At 41.1% G+C, this 16453-nt stretch carries 17 protein-coding genes; 13 read left to right on the top strand and 4 right to left on the bottom strand.

Annotation, left to right across the window (positions count from 1 at the left end; all coding sequences use genetic code 11):
• Positions 1–75: 75 nt before the first annotated feature.
• From NST57_RS12350 to NST57_RS12325, 6 genes are all read left to right on the top strand, one after another.
• Positions 76–576, top strand: a complete 501-nt coding sequence (locus NST57_RS12350) for a YaiI/YqxD family protein (protein ID WP_008342395.1) — start codon at positions 76–78, stop codon at positions 574–576.
• Between the two features lie 33 nt (positions 577–609).
• Complete coding sequence (gene dnaG, locus NST57_RS12345) at positions 610–2439, top strand: DNA primase (RefSeq protein ID WP_341298621.1); 1830 nt, start codon at positions 610–612, stop codon at positions 2437–2439.
• A 203-nt stretch (positions 2440–2642) separates the two neighbouring features.
• A complete protein-coding gene (gene rpoD / locus NST57_RS12340) occupies positions 2643–3764 on the top strand; it encodes an RNA polymerase sigma factor RpoD (protein ID WP_008342392.1) in 1122 nt (373 codons plus the stop codon).
• Between the two features lie 301 nt (positions 3765–4065).
• On the top strand, positions 4066–4425 hold the full coding sequence (gene cccA / locus NST57_RS12335; protein ID WP_008342390.1) for a cytochrome c550: 360 nt from the start codon (positions 4066–4068) through the stop codon (positions 4423–4425).
• 120 nt (positions 4426–4545) lie between these two features.
• Positions 4546–5262 (top strand): tRNA (adenine(22)-N(1))-methyltransferase, encoded by a 717-nt coding sequence (locus tag NST57_RS12330; RefSeq protein ID WP_341298620.1) that lies wholly within the window; start codon positions 4546–4548, stop codon positions 5260–5262.
• A complete protein-coding gene (locus NST57_RS12325) occupies positions 5255–6376 on the top strand; it encodes a Nif3-like dinuclear metal center hexameric protein (protein WP_142155515.1) in 1122 nt (373 codons plus the stop codon). The genes NST57_RS12330 and NST57_RS12325 overlap by 8 nt, the downstream gene beginning before the upstream one ends.
• Before the next feature lie 59 nt (positions 6377–6435).
• Here NST57_RS12325 and NST57_RS12320 read toward each other — a convergent pair.
• From NST57_RS12320 to vrrA, 3 genes are all read right to left on the bottom strand, one after another.
• Positions 6436–7586, bottom strand: a protein-coding gene (locus tag NST57_RS12320) for an IS3 family transposase (protein WP_142152928.1) whose coding sequence is annotated in 2 segments (ribosomal slippage) — positions 6436–7313 and positions 7313–7586 — 1152 coding nt in all. Because the reading frame shifts where the segments join, the coding sequence is not laid out codon by codon here.
• 115 nt (positions 7587–7701) lie between these two features.
• Positions 7702–8646, bottom strand: a complete 945-nt coding sequence (locus NST57_RS12315) for a 4-hydroxy-3-methylbut-2-enyl diphosphate reductase (protein ID WP_142155514.1) — start codon at positions 8644–8646, stop codon at positions 7702–7704.
• Positions 8647–8800: 154 nt separating this feature from the next.
• Positions 8801–9511: a VrrA/YqfQ family protein gene (gene vrrA, locus NST57_RS12310; RefSeq protein ID WP_341298619.1), complete on the bottom strand. Its 711-nt coding sequence runs from the start codon at positions 9509–9511 to the stop codon at positions 8801–8803.
• Between the two features lie 155 nt (positions 9512–9666).
• Between vrrA and NST57_RS12305 the strand changes: the two genes are divergently transcribed.
• Both NST57_RS12305 and NST57_RS12300 read left to right on the top strand, forming a co-directional pair.
• On the top strand, positions 9667–10986 hold the full coding sequence (locus tag NST57_RS12305; RefSeq protein WP_048001533.1) for a DEAD/DEAH box helicase: 1320 nt from the start codon (positions 9667–9669) through the stop codon (positions 10984–10986).
• A 9-nt stretch (positions 10987–10995) separates the two neighbouring features.
• A complete protein-coding gene (locus tag NST57_RS12300; protein WP_142155512.1) occupies positions 10996–11889 on the top strand; it encodes a deoxyribonuclease IV in 894 nt (297 codons plus the stop codon).
• A 49-nt stretch (positions 11890–11938) separates the two neighbouring features.
• Here NST57_RS12300 and NST57_RS12295 read toward each other — a convergent pair whose 3' ends face one another.
• Positions 11939–12193 carry a DUF2624 domain-containing protein gene (locus NST57_RS12295; protein ID WP_008342377.1) on the bottom strand — a complete coding sequence of 85 codons (255 nt, stop codon included), beginning with the start codon at positions 12191–12193 and terminating at the stop codon, positions 11939–11941.
• A gap of 140 nt (positions 12194–12333) precedes the next feature.
• On the opposite strand from NST57_RS12295, the gene NST57_RS12290 reads away from it, so the two are divergent.
• The 5 genes from NST57_RS12290 (at position 12334) to NST57_RS12270 (ending at position 16453) form a co-directional block, all read left to right on the top strand.
• The gene (locus tag NST57_RS12290; protein WP_007501276.1) at positions 12334–13215 is read left to right on the top strand and encodes a YitT family protein; all 882 of its coding nucleotides are present in this window, start codon (positions 12334–12336) and stop codon (positions 13213–13215) included.
• A gap of 136 nt (positions 13216–13351) precedes the next feature.
• The gene (locus NST57_RS12285) at positions 13352–14128 is read left to right on the top strand and encodes a metal ABC transporter ATP-binding protein (RefSeq protein ID WP_008342368.1); all 777 of its coding nucleotides are present in this window, start codon (positions 13352–13354) and stop codon (positions 14126–14128) included.
• Entirely contained in the window at positions 14128–14988 is an 861-nt protein-coding gene (locus NST57_RS12280) for a metal ABC transporter permease (RefSeq protein WP_007501274.1), read from the top strand. The genes NST57_RS12285 and NST57_RS12280 overlap by 1 nt, the downstream gene beginning before the upstream one ends.
• The gene (locus NST57_RS12275) at positions 14966–15394 is read left to right on the top strand and encodes a Fur family transcriptional regulator (RefSeq protein ID WP_003217433.1); all 429 of its coding nucleotides are present in this window, start codon (positions 14966–14968) and stop codon (positions 15392–15394) included. Before NST57_RS12280 ends, NST57_RS12275 begins: the two co-directional genes overlap by 23 nt.
• 141 nt (positions 15395–15535) lie before the next feature.
• Positions 15536–16453: an ROK family protein gene (locus NST57_RS12270; RefSeq protein WP_341298618.1), complete on the top strand. Its 918-nt coding sequence runs from the start codon at positions 15536–15538 to the stop codon at positions 16451–16453.

Here is a 16453-nt window from a genome sequence, read left to right as displayed (position 1 = left end):
ACAAAATGAGTTTTACTGTTGATTGCTTTATGGGGGAAAAGTATGGTCTTTTTGCTTCTCTAAAGCAGGAATAAGGTGGAGGGATGGAGAATTAGTCACCTGAATGAACGAAAAAAAGAAAGGACGATTTATGTCGATGCAGATGCTTGTCCTGTAAAAGACGAAATCCTTTCTGTCGCATCTCAATTTCAAGTACCTGTGACTTTCATTGCTTCATATGAGCATTTTCAAACCAAACGATCACCACTTGAAGATTGGCGGTTTGTTGATACACATAAGGAAGCAGCAGATTTAGTCATTGCGAACTTAGCTGTCAAGCACGATATTGTTGTCACCCAGGATATTGGTCTGGCCTCCTTACTGCTTCCAAGACAGGTCATTGTTCTGTCTGAAAGAGGACGAATGTACACAAACGAAACAATTGATTTTGATTTGGAACGCAGGCATGTTTCCAGTAAACAGCGAAGAAAAGGTGTATACGGAAAAGGTCCCAAAAAGCTTTTAGAAGAGGATAAAAAGCGATTTATTGCCCAACTACAAAAAATCCTGTCGAATCATGAAGGATTTTTGAATTAAAAGGCGAATAATGTACGACGGAGTGTTATTAGGATGAGCAAACGTATACCAGATGAACTTTTGGAGCAAATCCAAAAAAACGCAGACATTGTCGAAGTGATTGGAGAATACGTACAGCTTAGAAAACAAGGTCGGAATTACTTCGGTCTTTGTCCATTCCATGGTGAAAATACTCCTTCATTCTCTGTTTCAGCAGATAAGCAAATCTTCCATTGTTTTGGCTGTGGTGCAGGAGGCAATGTATTTTCGTTCCTCAGACAAATGGAAGGCTACTCATTTATTGAAGCCGTTTCACATGTTGCTGATAAGTACCATATTGATTTGCCGGATCATGTAGCGAATGCGCAGATCAGTTCCTCACAGAAAGAGGATACAGCAGATCATAAAATGATTGAGGCGCATGAGCTTCTTAAGAAATTTTACCACCATTTGCTGGTAAATACAAAGGAAGGTCAAAACGCACTCGATTATTTAAGGTCCAGGGGCTTTACGGATGAAACAATTGCCAAGTTTGAGATCGGGTATGCTCTCGACTCGTGGGATTTCGTGACCAAGTTTTTAGAAAAACGAGGGTTTGATCCTGCGATGATGGAGAAGGCTGGTCTTTTGATTCAACGAGAAAACGGCACAGGTTTTTTTGACCGCTTTAGAGATCGTGTCATGTTTCCGATTCATGATCATCATGGGACGGTCGTCGCTTTTTCTGGAAGATCACTTGGTGATCAGCAGCCAAAGTATATGAATAGTCCTGAAACGCCACTTTTTCATAAAAGTAAGCTACTTTATCACTTTCATGACGCGCGTATGCATATTAGAAAACGCGAACGTGCAGTCCTTTTTGAAGGATTTGCTGACGTCATCTCGGCTGTCACAAGTGGTGTTGGTGAAAGTGTTGCAACAATGGGTACGTCTTTAACAGAAGAGCACGTAAAGCTTCTTAGGCGGAACGTAGAAGAGATCATTTTATGTTATGACTCTGACATGGCCGGGTATGAAGCGACCATGAAAGCATCAGATTTGCTTGGAAAAAGAGGATGTAAAGTTCGCGTTGCCATGATACCAGATGGACTTGATCCAGATGATTACATTCGTAAATATGGCGGCGAGAAATTTAGGAATGACATCATAGATGCAAGTGTGACATTAATGACATTTAAGATGAATTTTTTCCGAAGAGGAAAGAATTTGTCTGACGAAGGAGACCGCCTGACTTACATGAAGCAGGTTCTTCGAGAAATCAGCCGATTAAACGGCTCCTTGGAACAAGAGATTTACATGAAGCAGCTGGCCGGAGAGTTCTCCATTTCGCTTGACTCATTAAAGGAGCAATTGGAGCTTTTTGAAAAGCAGCAGCGGCAAGAGGCCAAGAGCTCGCAAGAAGAAAATGGGCTTGAAAAGCGGCGTGCACATCTGTCAACGCAGGTAAGACGAAAACGTCTAAGGCCGGCATATGAAAACGCAGAGCGAATGCTCCTTGCACATATGTTGAAAAATGACGACGTGATCCGAAAAGTGCTTGATAGGATAGGGTTTGAATTTAATATAGATTCGCACAGAGCGCTGGCAACATACATTTATGCATTGTATGAAGAAGGAAAAGAACCAACTCCGCAGCATCTGATGAACCGTATAGAAGATGATGTGATCAATCAGCTCCTGACGGATATATTCATGATTCAAGTTGGAGACGAACTAAGTGAAGCTGAATTAAGTGATTATGTAAAAAAAGTGTTGAATCATCGGAATTTGTCAATGATAAAGGAAAAAGAACTAGAACGTGCAGAGGCGGAGAGGCAAAAAGATTTCTTCAAAGCGGCAACACTTGCAAAAGAAATTATTCAGTTGAACCGTTCGCTGAAGTAATACGTCTACTATTTATGACAAGACTTACGGCTGGCAATGAATCCTTTAATGGGAGGAGCATAAGACCGCAAGCATCTTGCCTTCATCATTATTTATTTTATTCCTATTTGCTCATTCTGTTTGATAGAGAGAGAAAAGCAGAGCAGAAGCAAATCGCAAGTTACTTTAGAATTCGTTGCAAGCTTTGGAAGGAGGGATCCATAATGGCTGATAAACAAGCCCACGAAACTGAAACTGAATTAACCTTTGAACAGGTGAGAGATAAGCTCACTGAAACGGGTAAAAAACGGGGCGTTTTAACATACGAAGAAATTGCAGAGCGTATGTCTAGCTTTGAAATTGAATCAGACCAGATGGATGAATACTATGAATACTTAGGCGAACAGGGTGTAGAACTCATCAGTGAAAACGAAGAGACTGAAGACCCAAATGTTCAGCAGCTGGCTAAGGCAGAAGAGGAATTTGACCTGAATGATTTAAGCGTACCACCAGGTGTCAAAATTAATGATCCTGTTCGTATGTACTTAAAAGAGATCGGGCGCGTCAATTTACTATCTGCTAAAGAAGAGATTACGTATGCTCAAAAGATTGAAGAAGGCGATGAGGAATCAAAAAGAAGATTAGCGGAAGCGAACCTTCGTCTCGTTGTCAGCATTGCGAAACGTTATGTTGGTCGTGGTATGCTGTTCCTTGACTTGATTCAAGAAGGAAACATGGGGCTCATGAAGGCGGTTGAGAAGTTTGATTACCGCAAAGGATACAAATTCTCAACATATGCGACTTGGTGGATTAGACAGGCGATCACACGTGCGATCGCCGATCAGGCGAGAACAATCCGGATCCCAGTTCATATGGTGGAAACCATTAATAAATTAATCCGTGTTCAAAGACAGCTTCTGCAAGATCTAGGTAGAGAACCAACGCCAGAAGAAATTGCGGAAGACATGGATTTAACACCAGAGAAAGTAAGAGAAATTCTTAAAATTGCGCAAGAGCCAGTATCTTTAGAAACACCTATTGGTGAGGAAGATGACTCGCATCTTGGTGATTTTATCGAAGACCAAGAGGCGACTTCTCCATCCGATCATGCTGCCTATGAACTCTTAAAAGAGCAGCTTGAAGATGTATTAGATACGCTAACGGACCGTGAAGAAAATGTGCTGAGACTGCGTTTCGGACTAGATGACGGAAGAACACGCACATTAGAAGAGGTAGGAAAGGTGTTTGGCGTAACAAGAGAGCGTATTCGCCAAATTGAAGCGAAAGCTCTTCGGAAATTAAGACACCCAAGCAGAAGTAAACGATTAAAAGACTTCTTAGAATAGAAACCGGACGGATCTTGAGAGAGATCCGTTCTTTCTTCATCAAAATGAAAACGCTTTTTTGATCTGATTATATTTTACTGAATAACAAATGAATTTGCAACGTTCTTAGAGAAAAGATGTATAAAAAATACATCTAAATGTGCTGAAGGCTTCATTTCTCATTTTGAATCATTTTTGTCTAATCTGTGAACTTGACCAAAGTTTTGTATCATAATTCGTTTACTTTTTGTAAAATTAAAGTAGAATTAGAATTGTTTGCATAGTCTCAAAGGGGTTTTTCACAAAGGGGAGGATGAAAGAAATGAAACGGAATCCACTTATACCATTCTTATTGATTGCCATTTTAGGTATTGGACTCACTTTTTTCTTATCAATGAAGGGGCTGAAAGATGAAGACAAAATTGCCTCAGGGGGCAAAGAGCAAAAGCAAGAAGAGACCGCAAATGCGACGCCGGAAGAATTGTATAAGCAGAACTGTATTAGCTGTCATGGGGAAAACTACGAAGGTGGCGCTGGTCCTGCATTAAAAGGTGTTGGCGACAAGCTTGAAGTAGCAGACATCAAGAAGAAAATTCAAGAGGGCGGAAATGGGATGCCAGGCGGGCTAATTCCGAATGAAAAGCTCGATGAAATGTCAGAATGGGTATCCAAAATTAAATAATAAAGCACAAAAAGCTCTTTTTCATCAGAAGAGCTTTTTTCATTTGAAAACGACTTTTAAAAAGTCCATAATTTATATAAGATAGACAAGTATGAACATTAAAGAAAAGTAGTGATATGGATGAATGAAATGAATTTGTCAAAACGATTAAAAAGAGTCGCAGACTTTTTACCAAAAGAGGCGGTCTTTGCTGATATTGGCTCAGATCATGCCTATTTGCCATGTTATGCGATATTACATCATAAAGCATTGAAAGCCATTGCTGGTGAAATTACTGATGGACCGCTTCAATCTGCGAAGCAGCAAGTACATAGGCTTGAATTAGATGAGCAGATTTCAGTCAGAAAAGGAAATGGCCTTGAAGTGATTGAAAAAGGCGAGGTGAATGCTGTCACGATTGCAGGAATGGGCGGGGCACTCATTGCAAGCATTCTAAATGAAGGTAAACACAAGCTCACAGGGCAGGAGCGGCTTATTCTTCAGCCTAATATTCATGCTCACCATATTCGTTTATGGCTCTATCAAGAGGGGTATGAACTGATGGATGAAGTGATTTTAGAAGAGGATGGCAAGATATACGAAATCATCATTGCCGAAACAGGCGACAAAGATAAAGCCTATGAAGGCATGTCGATTGAAGCAGGCATGCTCGTTGGTCCGTTTCTTGCCAAAGAGCAAAATGATGTCTTCCGGCGCAAATGGATAAATGAGCTTCAGCACATGGAGCATATAGAAGGCCAGATTCAAAAAGCAGCACCGACAAAAGAGAACAAAGAACGTCTGAAAGAGCTGAATGCGAAAATAAAAATTCTAAAGGAGGTTTTGACTGTTGGCTAAAACAGTGAACGGGCATGAAATCATCCAATTATTTGAGCAGTTTTCACCAAAGGTATATGCGATGGAAGGTGATAAAATCGGGCTCCAGATTGGAACGCTGAATAAAAAAGTGACCAATGTCATGATCACCTTAGATGTATTAGAAAATGTGGTAGATGAGGCAATTGAGCGGAAGGTGGATCTCATTATTGCCCACCATCCGCCAATTTTCCGTCCATTAAAACATGTGGCGACAGATCAGCCGGCAGGACGGATCATTGAGAAATGCATCAAACATGATATTGCGGTGTATGTGGCACATACAAACCTGGATGTGGCTGATGGAGGAGTCAATGACTTGCTTGCAGAGGCTTTAGAGCTCGGGGAAACAAGAGTGCTAGTTCCAACATACGAAGATCCAATTAAGCAGCTAGCCTTGTATGTCCCAGTGGAATTTGAAGAGGCCATTAGGACGGCTTTAGGAAATGCGGGCGCTGGTCATATTGGCAACTACAGTCATTGCGCTTTTTCAAATGAAGGGACAGGCAGTTTTCTTCCATCAGAAGAAGCTGTGCCATTCATTGGTGAGACGGGTAAATTGGAATTTGTGAAAGAAGTACGAATCGAAACCATTTTCCCAGCAAGTATTGAAAAACAAGTAATTCGTGAAATGATCAAAGCACATCCTTATGAAGAAGTGGCTTACAGTGTACATACGACAGATCTTCCTCCTATTCAAAAAGGCCTCGGTCGTATTGGAGAATTAAAAGAACCTATGACACTTAAAGACTTCACTCAATTTGTGAAAGCGAAGTTAGATGTGAATGGAGCCCGTTTTGTAGGAGATCAGGAAGCGGTCGTGAAAAAAGTAGCTGTGCTTGGAGGAGACGGAAATAAATATATCCATCAAGCGAAAAGAATGGGTGCAGATGTGTACGTGACTGGCGACCTTTATTTCCATGTCGCTCACGATGCCATGATGCTCGGACTGAATGTAGTGGACCCAGGTCATTACGCAGAAGAGATCATGAAAGAGGGCGTGAAGGCAAAGCTGGAATCGCTATGTACAGATAAAAAATATGATGTGCAATTCTTTGTATCAGAATCAAACACAAACCCGTTTCAATTTGTGTAAACAAAAACGTCAGAGCATAGGGACTGACCCCCGTTTTTGAGACAGGGATCAAAACACCTTTATACAGCCAATTGCCGATAGTTTATCGGTGATTGGTTGTTTAGTTTCGTTTGAATACGAATGTTGTTATAATAATAAATGTATTCTTTGACAGTGCGTTCTACGATGTTGGTCGTAGTGCGGTCAATCCTGTTAAGATAGAACGTTTCAGACTTTAGTGAGGAATGAAACGATTCGATGGAGGCATTATCAGCGGGCGTCCCTTTACGGGACATGCTCATGGTAATGCCTTTTATATGAACAGCTTTCTGATACTCGTAAGATGTATACACAGAACCTTGATCGCTATGTAACACGCAATTCTCAGGCAGTGCTGGGAGCTGATTAAGTGTGTTTAAGATAAAGTCTGTGTCCTGCTTATCACCAATCGTAAAAGCAATCACTTCTCCATTATATAAATCCAATATACTGGAAAGGTACAATTGTTTCTGTCCATAAGGCAAATACGTGATGTCCGTTACTAGTTTTTCAAGAGGGCGATCAGACTGAAAGTTCCGATCCAGTATATTACCGGCCACGGCATAGGGCTGCCCATTCTTCTTACGCTTTTTCATTTTAACCCGGCATTGCCACTGGTTTTTCTGCATGATACGTTGAACAGTTTTATGGTTAATACGCATTCTCCTTTTTAGTATGGCTGTGATTTTTCGATAACCATATCGATATTTGTGCTTTCGGCACAACGTGCCGATTTGTTTCTCTAGTTGTCTTTTAGAATGATTCTGAGTCAGATCCTTTTTCCATCTATAGTACGAAGTGCGTGAGATGCCTAAATGGACACAGATGTCCTGTACTGTCATCGTTTTGCACAATTCTTCTACCAGTTTGATTGACGTTTCCTTATCAACTTCCTTTCCAATTCGTTGTACTTTTTTAAAACTTCATTCTGTTGACTCAAATAGCGATTTTCTGCCTGCAGTCTCTCTAATTCGGAAGAGTACTCGGGACCCTTTCCATAGGTATATTGTTTTCCAACAGGCTGTTCGAACCGGTGTGTATCCCCAGCCTTATGCCACCTCACCCATGTCTGAACCTGCGTCTTATTCTTGATATTCAATTTCTGCATGATCTCTTTCATAGGTACGCCTGCCAATCTCATTTCTACAGCCTTCTGTTTGACTTCAACCGGATAACTCACTCTTGTCCCCATAGAAAAAACACCTCCATGTTTTATTTCGGATCACAACGATCCGTTTTCAAACTTGAAGGTGTTTTTTATTTGTCTCATCTTATGGGGTCAGTCCCATAGCAGCTCTGACGTTTTTTTATTTCTTTGTTTTCACGCGAGGTAATATCTTAGAAAGAGGAACCGTCCGTTCAATTTTCCAGGTCGATTCATCGTCAGGTTCATAGTTTTCTAAGAAACGAATGACTTCTTTTGTAATAGGTGTTGGTGTGGAAGCACCTGCAGTAACGGCAACTGTTTTTACCCCTTGGAGCCATTCAAGCTTTAGCTCGCTTAGATCACCAATTCGGTAAGCTTGCGTTCCTGCAATCTCCATTGACACTTGCGCCAGACGGTTTGAGTTATTACTTTTTGGATCGCCGACCACAATGGTAAGATCGGCCTGGCCTGCTTGCTGTGACACAGCTTCCTGACGTACCTGTGTCGCAAGGCAGATTTCTTGATGGTACTCGACGTGAGGATATTTTTCTTTAATGAGCTCCATCAGATCATGAACATCCCATTGAGACATTGTCGTCTGATTGGTGATGAGCAGTTTATCTGACGTTAAATCGAGCGCTTCAATATCAGCTTCTGTTTCGACAAGGTGTACTTTGTCAGGTGCAACACCGACGGCTCCTTCTGGCTCAGGGTGACCCTTTTTCCCGATATAAATAATGTCATATCCATCAGCTGTTTTTTCTGAAATGAGTTCATGTGTTTTCGTGACATCTGGACAGGTCGCATCAATGGCGACAAGGCCTTTTTCTTCTGCAATTTGACGGACTTCAGGAGATACGCCGTGAGCGGTGAAAATGACTGTACCACTTTCAACCTGCTTTAAAATATCCAGGCGGTTTGGTCCGTCCAGTGTGTAAATTCCATCTTCTTCGAAGGCATCTGTGACATGTTTGTTGTGCACAATCATACCTAATATATAAATTGGGCGTGGCAAGTTTTTATCAAGTGCGGCATTTTTAGCAATGACCATTGCATCTACAACGCCATAGCAATAGCCACGCGGCGAAATTTTAATTACATTCATTTATTCGTCCTCCTGTAGGGAAGTGCTCTAGAGAAGAACAATATAAAAAGCCGTGAAAAACGGCTTTTGATCATTCTCTTCCTTCATTATAGCCAAAGTAAGCGCATATATCAAAGATTGTTATACATGGAAACGCTTCGCCTTTAAAAGATCACTAGACATATAGTTTCGGAATGGAACTGCCCGATCTTTTTTTCGGTTTTGCTTCAGGGGCAGCTGATGTGTTTACAGTCGCTTTTTTGACAAGGATGTCCTCTGGTTCTTCTTCTACTTCATCATCAACTGGTGCTGCTTGTTCGTGCGGTCCGTCTGTTTCTGCAGTGATTTCTGTTGATTCTTCGTCTGCATCATTCGTATTTGTTTCATCATCATCCGCACTGCCAAGCTGGCTATAGAGTTTAATCATGGCAGGCAAATTTCTGACTAAAGGACCGTATTGCTGGATCATAGGCGTGAATTGCTGCGCCATTCCGAGTACTTTTTGAACATTTCCTAACATGCTTGAAAGGTTCGCAGGGTTTGCGAAGCTCTGGATTCCCTGTAAACCCGCACCACCTCCAGCTCCAGAGATCCCTGCTCCTCCAGCTCCAGGAAGAAATTTTGCCAGCATGCCCTTAATTCCGGCTCCACCGCCTAGTGCACGGCTTTCGCCTCCAGGAATGCCGCCCATCCCGCGTAGGCCGCCGCCTTGTACAGACGGAGAGCGAGGCATCATTTGTTGAAATTGGTTGCCTTGCCCTTGAAAAGGCTGTTCGATCGGAGCCTGCTGTCTCCGCTGAAAAATCCCGGGCTGTCCGCCATTTCCAAGGTGCCGGCGTGAGGGACGATGCGGCTGAAAATCGCCCATAGGCCTTTGCCCTAACATACTTGTACCTCCCTTACTGCAATCTCTTTCTCTTCATAGGTTATGCAAGGAAGTATCATTTGGTTTCCTGTGAGAAAAGCGGACATGGTTTTTTTGCTGAAAATCAGCTATAATGAGGAGATGAGCAAAAAGGCATTGCCTTAAGGAGTGAAAACATGAAAGAAACGAAATTTACGACATATGAATTAAAGTCTTTTATTATAGATGCTATTCATGAACTGGGTTTTTATGAGCCGACTGATATTCAAAAAAGAATCATCCCTGCTGTTTTAAAAGGTGAAAGCGTGATTGGGCAGTCACAAACAGGGACAGGGAAAACCCATGCGTATTTATTGCCGCTTATTCATTCAATTGATCCAAGCAAAGAGCAAGTACAAGTGGTCATTACTGCACCGACACGAGAATTAGCGAATCAAATTTTTAAAGAAGCACAAACGATCTTAAAAAATACGTCTCCTGAAGAAGAAATCAAGGCAAAGCTTTACATTGGCGGAACGGACAAGCAGAAATCCATTCAAAAGCTAAAAAATCAGCCGCACTTAGTGGTCGGCACTCCTGGACGTATTGCTGATCTTATTCATGAGCAAGCGCTGAATGTGTACAAAGCAACATCTCTTGTCATTGATGAAGCAGACCTTATGCTGGATATGGGCTTTTTAGAAGATGTGGATCGTATTGGTTCACAAATGCCAGAACAGTTGCAAATGCTCGTGTTCTCAGCAACTATTCCAGAAAAATTAAAACCTTTCCTCAAAAAATATATGGATAATCCGAAATATGCACATGTTGAACCGAAACGAATTACGGCTGAAAACATTCAGCATATTTTAGTTCCATCTAAACAACGTGATAAATTAAAATTACTTCATGAAATGGTGACGAATGTACAGCCTTATTTAGGGATCATCTTTGCCAATACGAAATCAACTGTTGATGAAATTGCCTCATTCCTACAGGAAAAAGGAATGAAAATTGGGGTACTTCATGGCGGTTTAACGCCTCGTGAACGTAAAAAAGTGATGAAACAAATTGAAGATTTGGAGTTCACGTATATTGTGGCATCTGATCTTGCTGCCCGCGGGATTGATATTAAGGGTGTCAGCCACGTGATTAACTATGAGCTTCCATCTGATCTTGATTTTTATGTTCACCGTGTGGGAAGAACGGCTCGCGCTGGTTCATCTGGCATCGCAATGACCATTTATGATCTCGCTGATGAGGATGCACTCGTTCAAATTGAAAAAATGGGTGTTGTGTTTGAAAACAAAACGATTGTTCATGGCGAATGGCGAGATGCAGATGATCGTTTGAAGCGTCAAAGACGTAAAAAAGCACCAAATGAAATTGAAGAAAAAGCAAAACGTCTTGTCAGAAAACCGAAAGCCGTCAAACCTGGATATAAAAAGAAAATGACACGTGAGATGGATAAGATCAAAAGACAAGAACGTAGAAAGTCAAAGCGTAACGGAAAGTAGGGGGACACATTGTTGAAGATTGGATCACATGTATCCATGAGCGGAAAACATATGCTTCTTGCAGCGAGTGAGGAAGCTGCCTCTTATGGTTCAAATACTTTTATGATTTATACAGGTGCACCGCAAAATACGCGCCGTAAAAAAATTGGAGATCTCAATATTGAAGCTGGACAAGCGCATATGAAAGAGCATGGTATGACAGATATCGTCGTTCATGCACCGTATATTATCAATATTGGGAACACAGTGAATCCAGCGACATTTGAGCTTGGAGTGGACTTCCTTCGCTCTGAGATAGAGCGTACAGAAGCGCTAGGTGCAAGACAAATTGTTCTTCATCCAGGTGCGCATGTTGGAGCAGGTGCAGATGCTGGAATTCAAAAAATCATTGAAGGTCTCAATGAAGTCATTGTGAAGGGGCAGGAGGTTCAAATTGCGCTGGAAACAATGGCGGGAAAAGGATCAGAGTGCGGAAGAAGCTTTGAAGAGCTTGCCCAAATTATTGACGGTGTGACACATAACGAAGCACTTTCTGTTTGCTTTGATACGTGTCACACGCACGATGCAGGTTATCCCATTGTGAGTGATTTTGATGGAGTATTAGAAGAATTTGATCGAATTGTCGGAATCGACCGAATCAAAGTTCTTCATATTAATGATAGTAAAAATGTACAAGGCGCAAGAAAAGACCGACATGAAAATATCGGTTTTGGAGAAATTGGTTTTGATGCCCTGAGCTATATCGTTCATCATCCACAGCTTCAAGATGTGCCGAAGATTCTAGAAACGCCTTATGTAGGTGAAGATAAAAAGAACAAGAAACCACCTTATAAATTCGAAATTGCGATGCTGAAAGCTAAGCAATTTGATGAAGGTTTACTAGATAAGATTACGGGTCAATAAAAAGTGCATGCAATGTGATGAGGTGCCGCTAAATGCGGCCCTTTTTTGCCTAATTTGTGAACTGATTAAACAGATCGTTGACGGTCTGTGCAGTTTGTTTAGACGTAATCGCTTCCACTTGCTTAAGCAGCCGGTTGCGCTCTGCATCGTTAAAAATATTGACGTTTTTCCCATTCATGAGTTTGGCGACCTCAGCAGCCTGATTGGATGTTAAGCTGACCCCGTACTGTTTCGCATACCTTAACAAATCATTTGCTGTGATCTGATTCAGACGCTGCAACACAATTTTTTGAATTAAAATCAATTCCATTCCTCCCCTCTGTAACAATGTATGGGCAAAAACGGAAAATGTGCAAAAAATTTTATTTTATTCTGTGAAATGATAAAATAGTAAAGTGAATAAAATGTTCATTGAAAACTAAACATGTGTAGAAGGGAGAACGTATGGCAAATAGTAAACAGCATAAAAAGGAATCAGTGCCTCATTTTATTTTGAGAATTTTTCTGATTCTAGTAGGAGCTGCATGTGCAGCAGTCAGCATTGAATTATTTTTAGTGCCAAACAATATTATTGATGGAGGCATCATCGGCATTTCGCTTATTTTGGATTATCTTTTTACGGATAACCCATTCATTAATTTCGCGACGATTGTTGTCATTTTAAATATTCCATTTATGATATCAGGATACAAACATATTGGGAAAACCTTTTTGATTTCCACTGTGATTGGGATTGTCAGCCTGGCCGTGATTGAATCTTCACTCCATCATGTAGAGGCATTTACGACGCAGCCGATTTTAGCTACTGTATTTGGGGGGCTGTTACTCGGGTTTGGCGTTGGGCTTGTGATACGGAATGGAGGCTCAATGGACGGAACGGAAATCTTAGGGATTCTTCTGACGAAAAAAATTCCTTTCTCCGTCGGTGAGTTTGTCATGATCGTCAATGTGTTCATTTTTATTTGGGCGGGCTTTGTCTTCGGACCGGAGCAAGCTATGTATTCTGTCATGACATATTATTTGGCAATGAAAACAATTGATGCTGTCATTCAAGGACTAGATGAAACAAAAGCTGTCATTATCGTTTCGGATTATTATGATGAAATTTCAGATGCCATCCTTCATCGTCTCGGCAGGGGAACCACCAAGCTTAGAGGAAAAGGCGGTTATACCGATGAAGAAAAAGATGTCATTTATGCCGTGGTGACAAGACTTGAAATTACGAAGCTAAAATCTATCGTGTTTGAAATTGATGGTCAAGCCTTTATTACGATTATGGATACGCATGAAACAAAAGGCGGTAAATTCAAAACAGCCATTCATTAGCTTTTATTTTACTTTTTTATCTTTCTTTTATATAATGAAATGTATGTATGGACAAAGAAAATGGCATTTGCCATTTTCTTTTTGTTGTATAAATCGTAATCATTCTTTTTATATTGGATTAAAGGTGGAAAGATTTATGGCAAAGCCAATTATTGAAATGAAGGACATTTCGTATTCATATGGACAGCGAAATGTCATCGATCACATTCATTTAACGGTAGAGGAAGGAAACTTTCTAGCACTTGTTGGACCGAATGGATCTGGTAAAACAACCTTATTAAAATGCCTGCTTGGCTTGATTAAACCACAGCAGGGAGAATTGAAGCTGTTTGGCACACCTGCTCAAAAATTTAAAGACTGGGATCAAATTGGATTTGTTTCTCAAAAGGCGAATAGCTTTAATACAGGGTTTCCGGCTTCTGTATACGAGGTCGTGGCAAGTGGTTTAACGGCGAAGATTGGTTTATTCAAACGCATGAGTAAGCAGGATAAGCTTCAAGTAGATGAGGCGATCCGCTCAGTTGGTATACAAGACTTAAAACACCAAAACATTGGTGAGCTTTCAGGCGGTCAGCAGCAGCGTACATTTATTGCCCGTGCACTCGTCAGTCAGCCGAAGCTGCTTATTTTAGATGAGCCGACTGTGGGTGTAGACCAAAGAACAGTAGAGGGCTTTTATCAGCTGTTAGAAACATTGAACAAAGAAAAAGGAATGTCTTTAATTCTCGTTACACATGATGTAGGAACCGTTTCTGACAAAGTCACGCATGTGGCTTGTTTAAATCAGACACTTCATTTTCATGGAGATGCCGAAACGTTTGATTCGATGGATGATCAGGCGCTTTCTCAATTTTACGGGCATGACATTCAAGTGATTCATCACGATCATCACCATCATGGGGGACATGAATAATGCTATTTCCATTTTTTCATTATGAATTTTTACAAAATGCGTTTATCGCAGGTATGCTGATCGGCTTTATTGCGCCCTTGCTGGGTGTATTTATTGTCGTGAGAAGGCTCTCTCTCATCGCAGATGCACTTAGTCACGTGTCACTTGCTGGGATAGCGGCAAGTTTGTTCCTTGATAAAAAGTTTGGACTTTTGACAGGGGTGAGCCCGCTTTACTTAGGAATGGCTTTTTCTGTGGCTGGCTCATTGTTTATTGAACGTCTGCGCTCTGTGTATAAACATTATCAGGAACTGGCGATTCCCATTATTTTATCAGGTGGTATTGGGATCTCTGTTATTTTCATTTCACTTGCAAATGGTTTTAATACAGATTTGTTCAGTTATTTGTTCGGAAGTGTCAGTGCGGTTTCAAGACTCGATCTTTGGATTATTGTTGGGATCTCACTGGTCGTTGTATTAGTGGTTGTGCTCTTGTATAAAGAATTGTTTTTGCTTTCTTTTGATGAAGAACATGCGAAGGCTTCTGGTATTTCAGCTAAGTGGATTCATTTTATTTTTATTTTAGTCGTTGCACTTGTCATCGCAGCATCGATGCGTATTGTCGGTACACTCCTAGTCTCCGCACTCATGACACTGCCTGTTGCGGCAAGTATTCGGATTGCCAAAGGGTTTAAACAGGCGATTTTCCTTTCCATCTTATTTGGGGAATTGTCTGTTATGGTCGGCTTGATTTTAAGTTATTATCTTGATTTAGCGCCGGGTGGAACCATTGTGATGCTGTCTATTTTGATTTTAATCGGGTGTATTAGTATTGGGAAATTCAGAAGGGGGAATCATCATGAACGTACAAGAAGCGCTTGATTTATTAAAGGAAAAAGGCTATAAATATACAAGCAAACGTGAAGATATGCTTCAATTGTTTTCTGATTCTGATAAATACTTGACCGCTAAAAATGTATTAACAGCATTAAGTGAAGATTACCCAGGGCTTAGTTTTGATACGATTTATCGAAACCTGTCTTTATATGAAGATCTTGGGATATTAGAGACAACGGAATTATCAGGGGAGAAACTGTTCCGTTTTAAATGTTCGTTTTCCCATCATCATCACCACTTTATTTGTTTGACATGTGGTAAAACAAAGGAAATCGACGCTTGCCCTATGGACAAGCTTGATGCTGATTTAGAGGATTATCATATTAGCGGACATAAATTTGAGATTTACGGAACGTGTCCTTCTTGCGAACCGAAGGAAGTTCATTCATGAAAGAAGCCAGCCGATGGGCTGGCTTTTTGTTTTGTCATATTGAAAACGTTTTACAAAGAATAACTGTTTCATTAAAATGAGAACAACAGATCATCTATAGAAGCAGATTTGAGTCTTTAGAAATAGGGGGAGGGATCAAAGGTGGCGTATTATGTCGTTTTCGATGTAGGCGGAACAAAAACAAAGCATGGGGTCATGGATCGAAATGGAGAGTTGATCACGAGCGGCGACTACGAAACAAACTGCCGGCAGCTTGAGCCGTTTTTAGAGGACATGGAGAACGTGGTGAAAGAGTATCAAAGGGCTTGGGATATCAAAGGGATTGCGATGAGTCTTCCGGGTTTTGTTGACAGTCAAACGGGTTATACGGAATTTGCAGGAGCGATTATTGCTTTAAATGGTCAAAATGTCAAAACGCTTTTGGAAGAAAAAACATCACTTCGTGTAGAAGTAGAAAATGATGCGAACTGTGCAGCTCTGGCTGAAAAATTTAGTGGTCATGCGAAAGAGTGTGACAGCTTTATATGTATGACGCTTGGGACTGGTGTCGGCGGCGGTATTTTTGCTGGTGGCGAGCTTGTTCGCGGTGCCTCTTTTCGCGGCGGTGAATTTGGCATGATGCTGACAGAAACAGAAAATGGTCAGTTTACGACACTTAACAGCAGTGCTTCCACAGCTGGATTGATACGAAGCTACAAAAAGCAGCAGGGAATTCCACAAAGTCAGCAAATCGACGGTCAAGAAATCTTTGAAAAAGCCAAGCATGATCCGGCCATTGAGAAGATGATCGATCAGTGGTACAAACGAATCGCAATCGGCATTTACAATGTGGCAACAGTTCTCAATCCAGAGAAAATCCTCATTGGCGGTGGCGTGAGTGCAAGGCCCGATTTGATTCCAAACATTGAGAAACATTTACATACTTTGCATGCATGGAAAAACATACAGGTGACAATGGAAACGTGCTACTACTTCAATCAGGCAGGTATGATTGGTGCACTCTACCATTTTTTAATAAAAGAAGGACATCATCGTACAATCCAAAAGCCGATACATTAA

It is taken from the genome of Bacillus sp. FSL M8-0077 (assembly GCF_038050255.1).
GTDB lineage: Bacteria > Bacillota > Bacilli > Bacillales > Bacillaceae > Bacillus > Bacillus altitudinis.
Note: the sequence above shows the minus strand (reverse complement) of the source record. Positions and strands in the feature narration are given on the sequence as shown.

What these genes read in the sequence shown, in the direction of transcription:
- dnaG (WP_341298621.1), top strand. Translation starts at nt 610, where the DNA reads ATGAGCAAACGTATACCAGATGAACTTTTGGAGCAAATCCAAAAAAAC.
- rpoD (WP_008342392.1), top strand. Translation starts at nt 2,643, where the DNA reads ATGGCTGATAAACAAGCCCACGAAACTGAAACTGAATTAACCTTTGAA.
- cccA (WP_008342390.1), top strand. Translation starts at nt 4,066, where the DNA reads ATGAAACGGAATCCACTTATACCATTCTTATTGATTGCCATTTTAGGT.
- NST57_RS12330 (WP_341298620.1), top strand. Translation starts at nt 4,546, where the DNA reads ATGAATGAAATGAATTTGTCAAAACGATTAAAAAGAGTCGCAGACTTT.
- NST57_RS12315 (WP_142155514.1), bottom strand. Translation starts at nt 8,646, where the DNA reads ATGAATGTAATTAAAATTTCGCCGCGTGGCTATTGCTATGGCGTTGTA.
- vrrA (WP_341298619.1), bottom strand. Translation starts at nt 9,511, where the DNA reads ATGTTAGGGCAAAGGCCTATGGGCGATTTTCAGCCGCATCGTCCCTCA.
- NST57_RS12305 (WP_048001533.1), top strand. Translation starts at nt 9,667, where the DNA reads ATGAAAGAAACGAAATTTACGACATATGAATTAAAGTCTTTTATTATA.
- NST57_RS12290 (WP_007501276.1), top strand. Translation starts at nt 12,334, where the DNA reads ATGGCAAATAGTAAACAGCATAAAAAGGAATCAGTGCCTCATTTTATT.
- NST57_RS12285 (WP_008342368.1), top strand. Translation starts at nt 13,352, where the DNA reads ATGGCAAAGCCAATTATTGAAATGAAGGACATTTCGTATTCATATGGA.
- NST57_RS12280 (WP_007501274.1), top strand. Translation starts at nt 14,128, where the DNA reads ATGCTATTTCCATTTTTTCATTATGAATTTTTACAAAATGCGTTTATC.
- NST57_RS12275 (WP_003217433.1), top strand. Translation starts at nt 14,966, where the DNA reads ATGAACGTACAAGAAGCGCTTGATTTATTAAAGGAAAAAGGCTATAAA.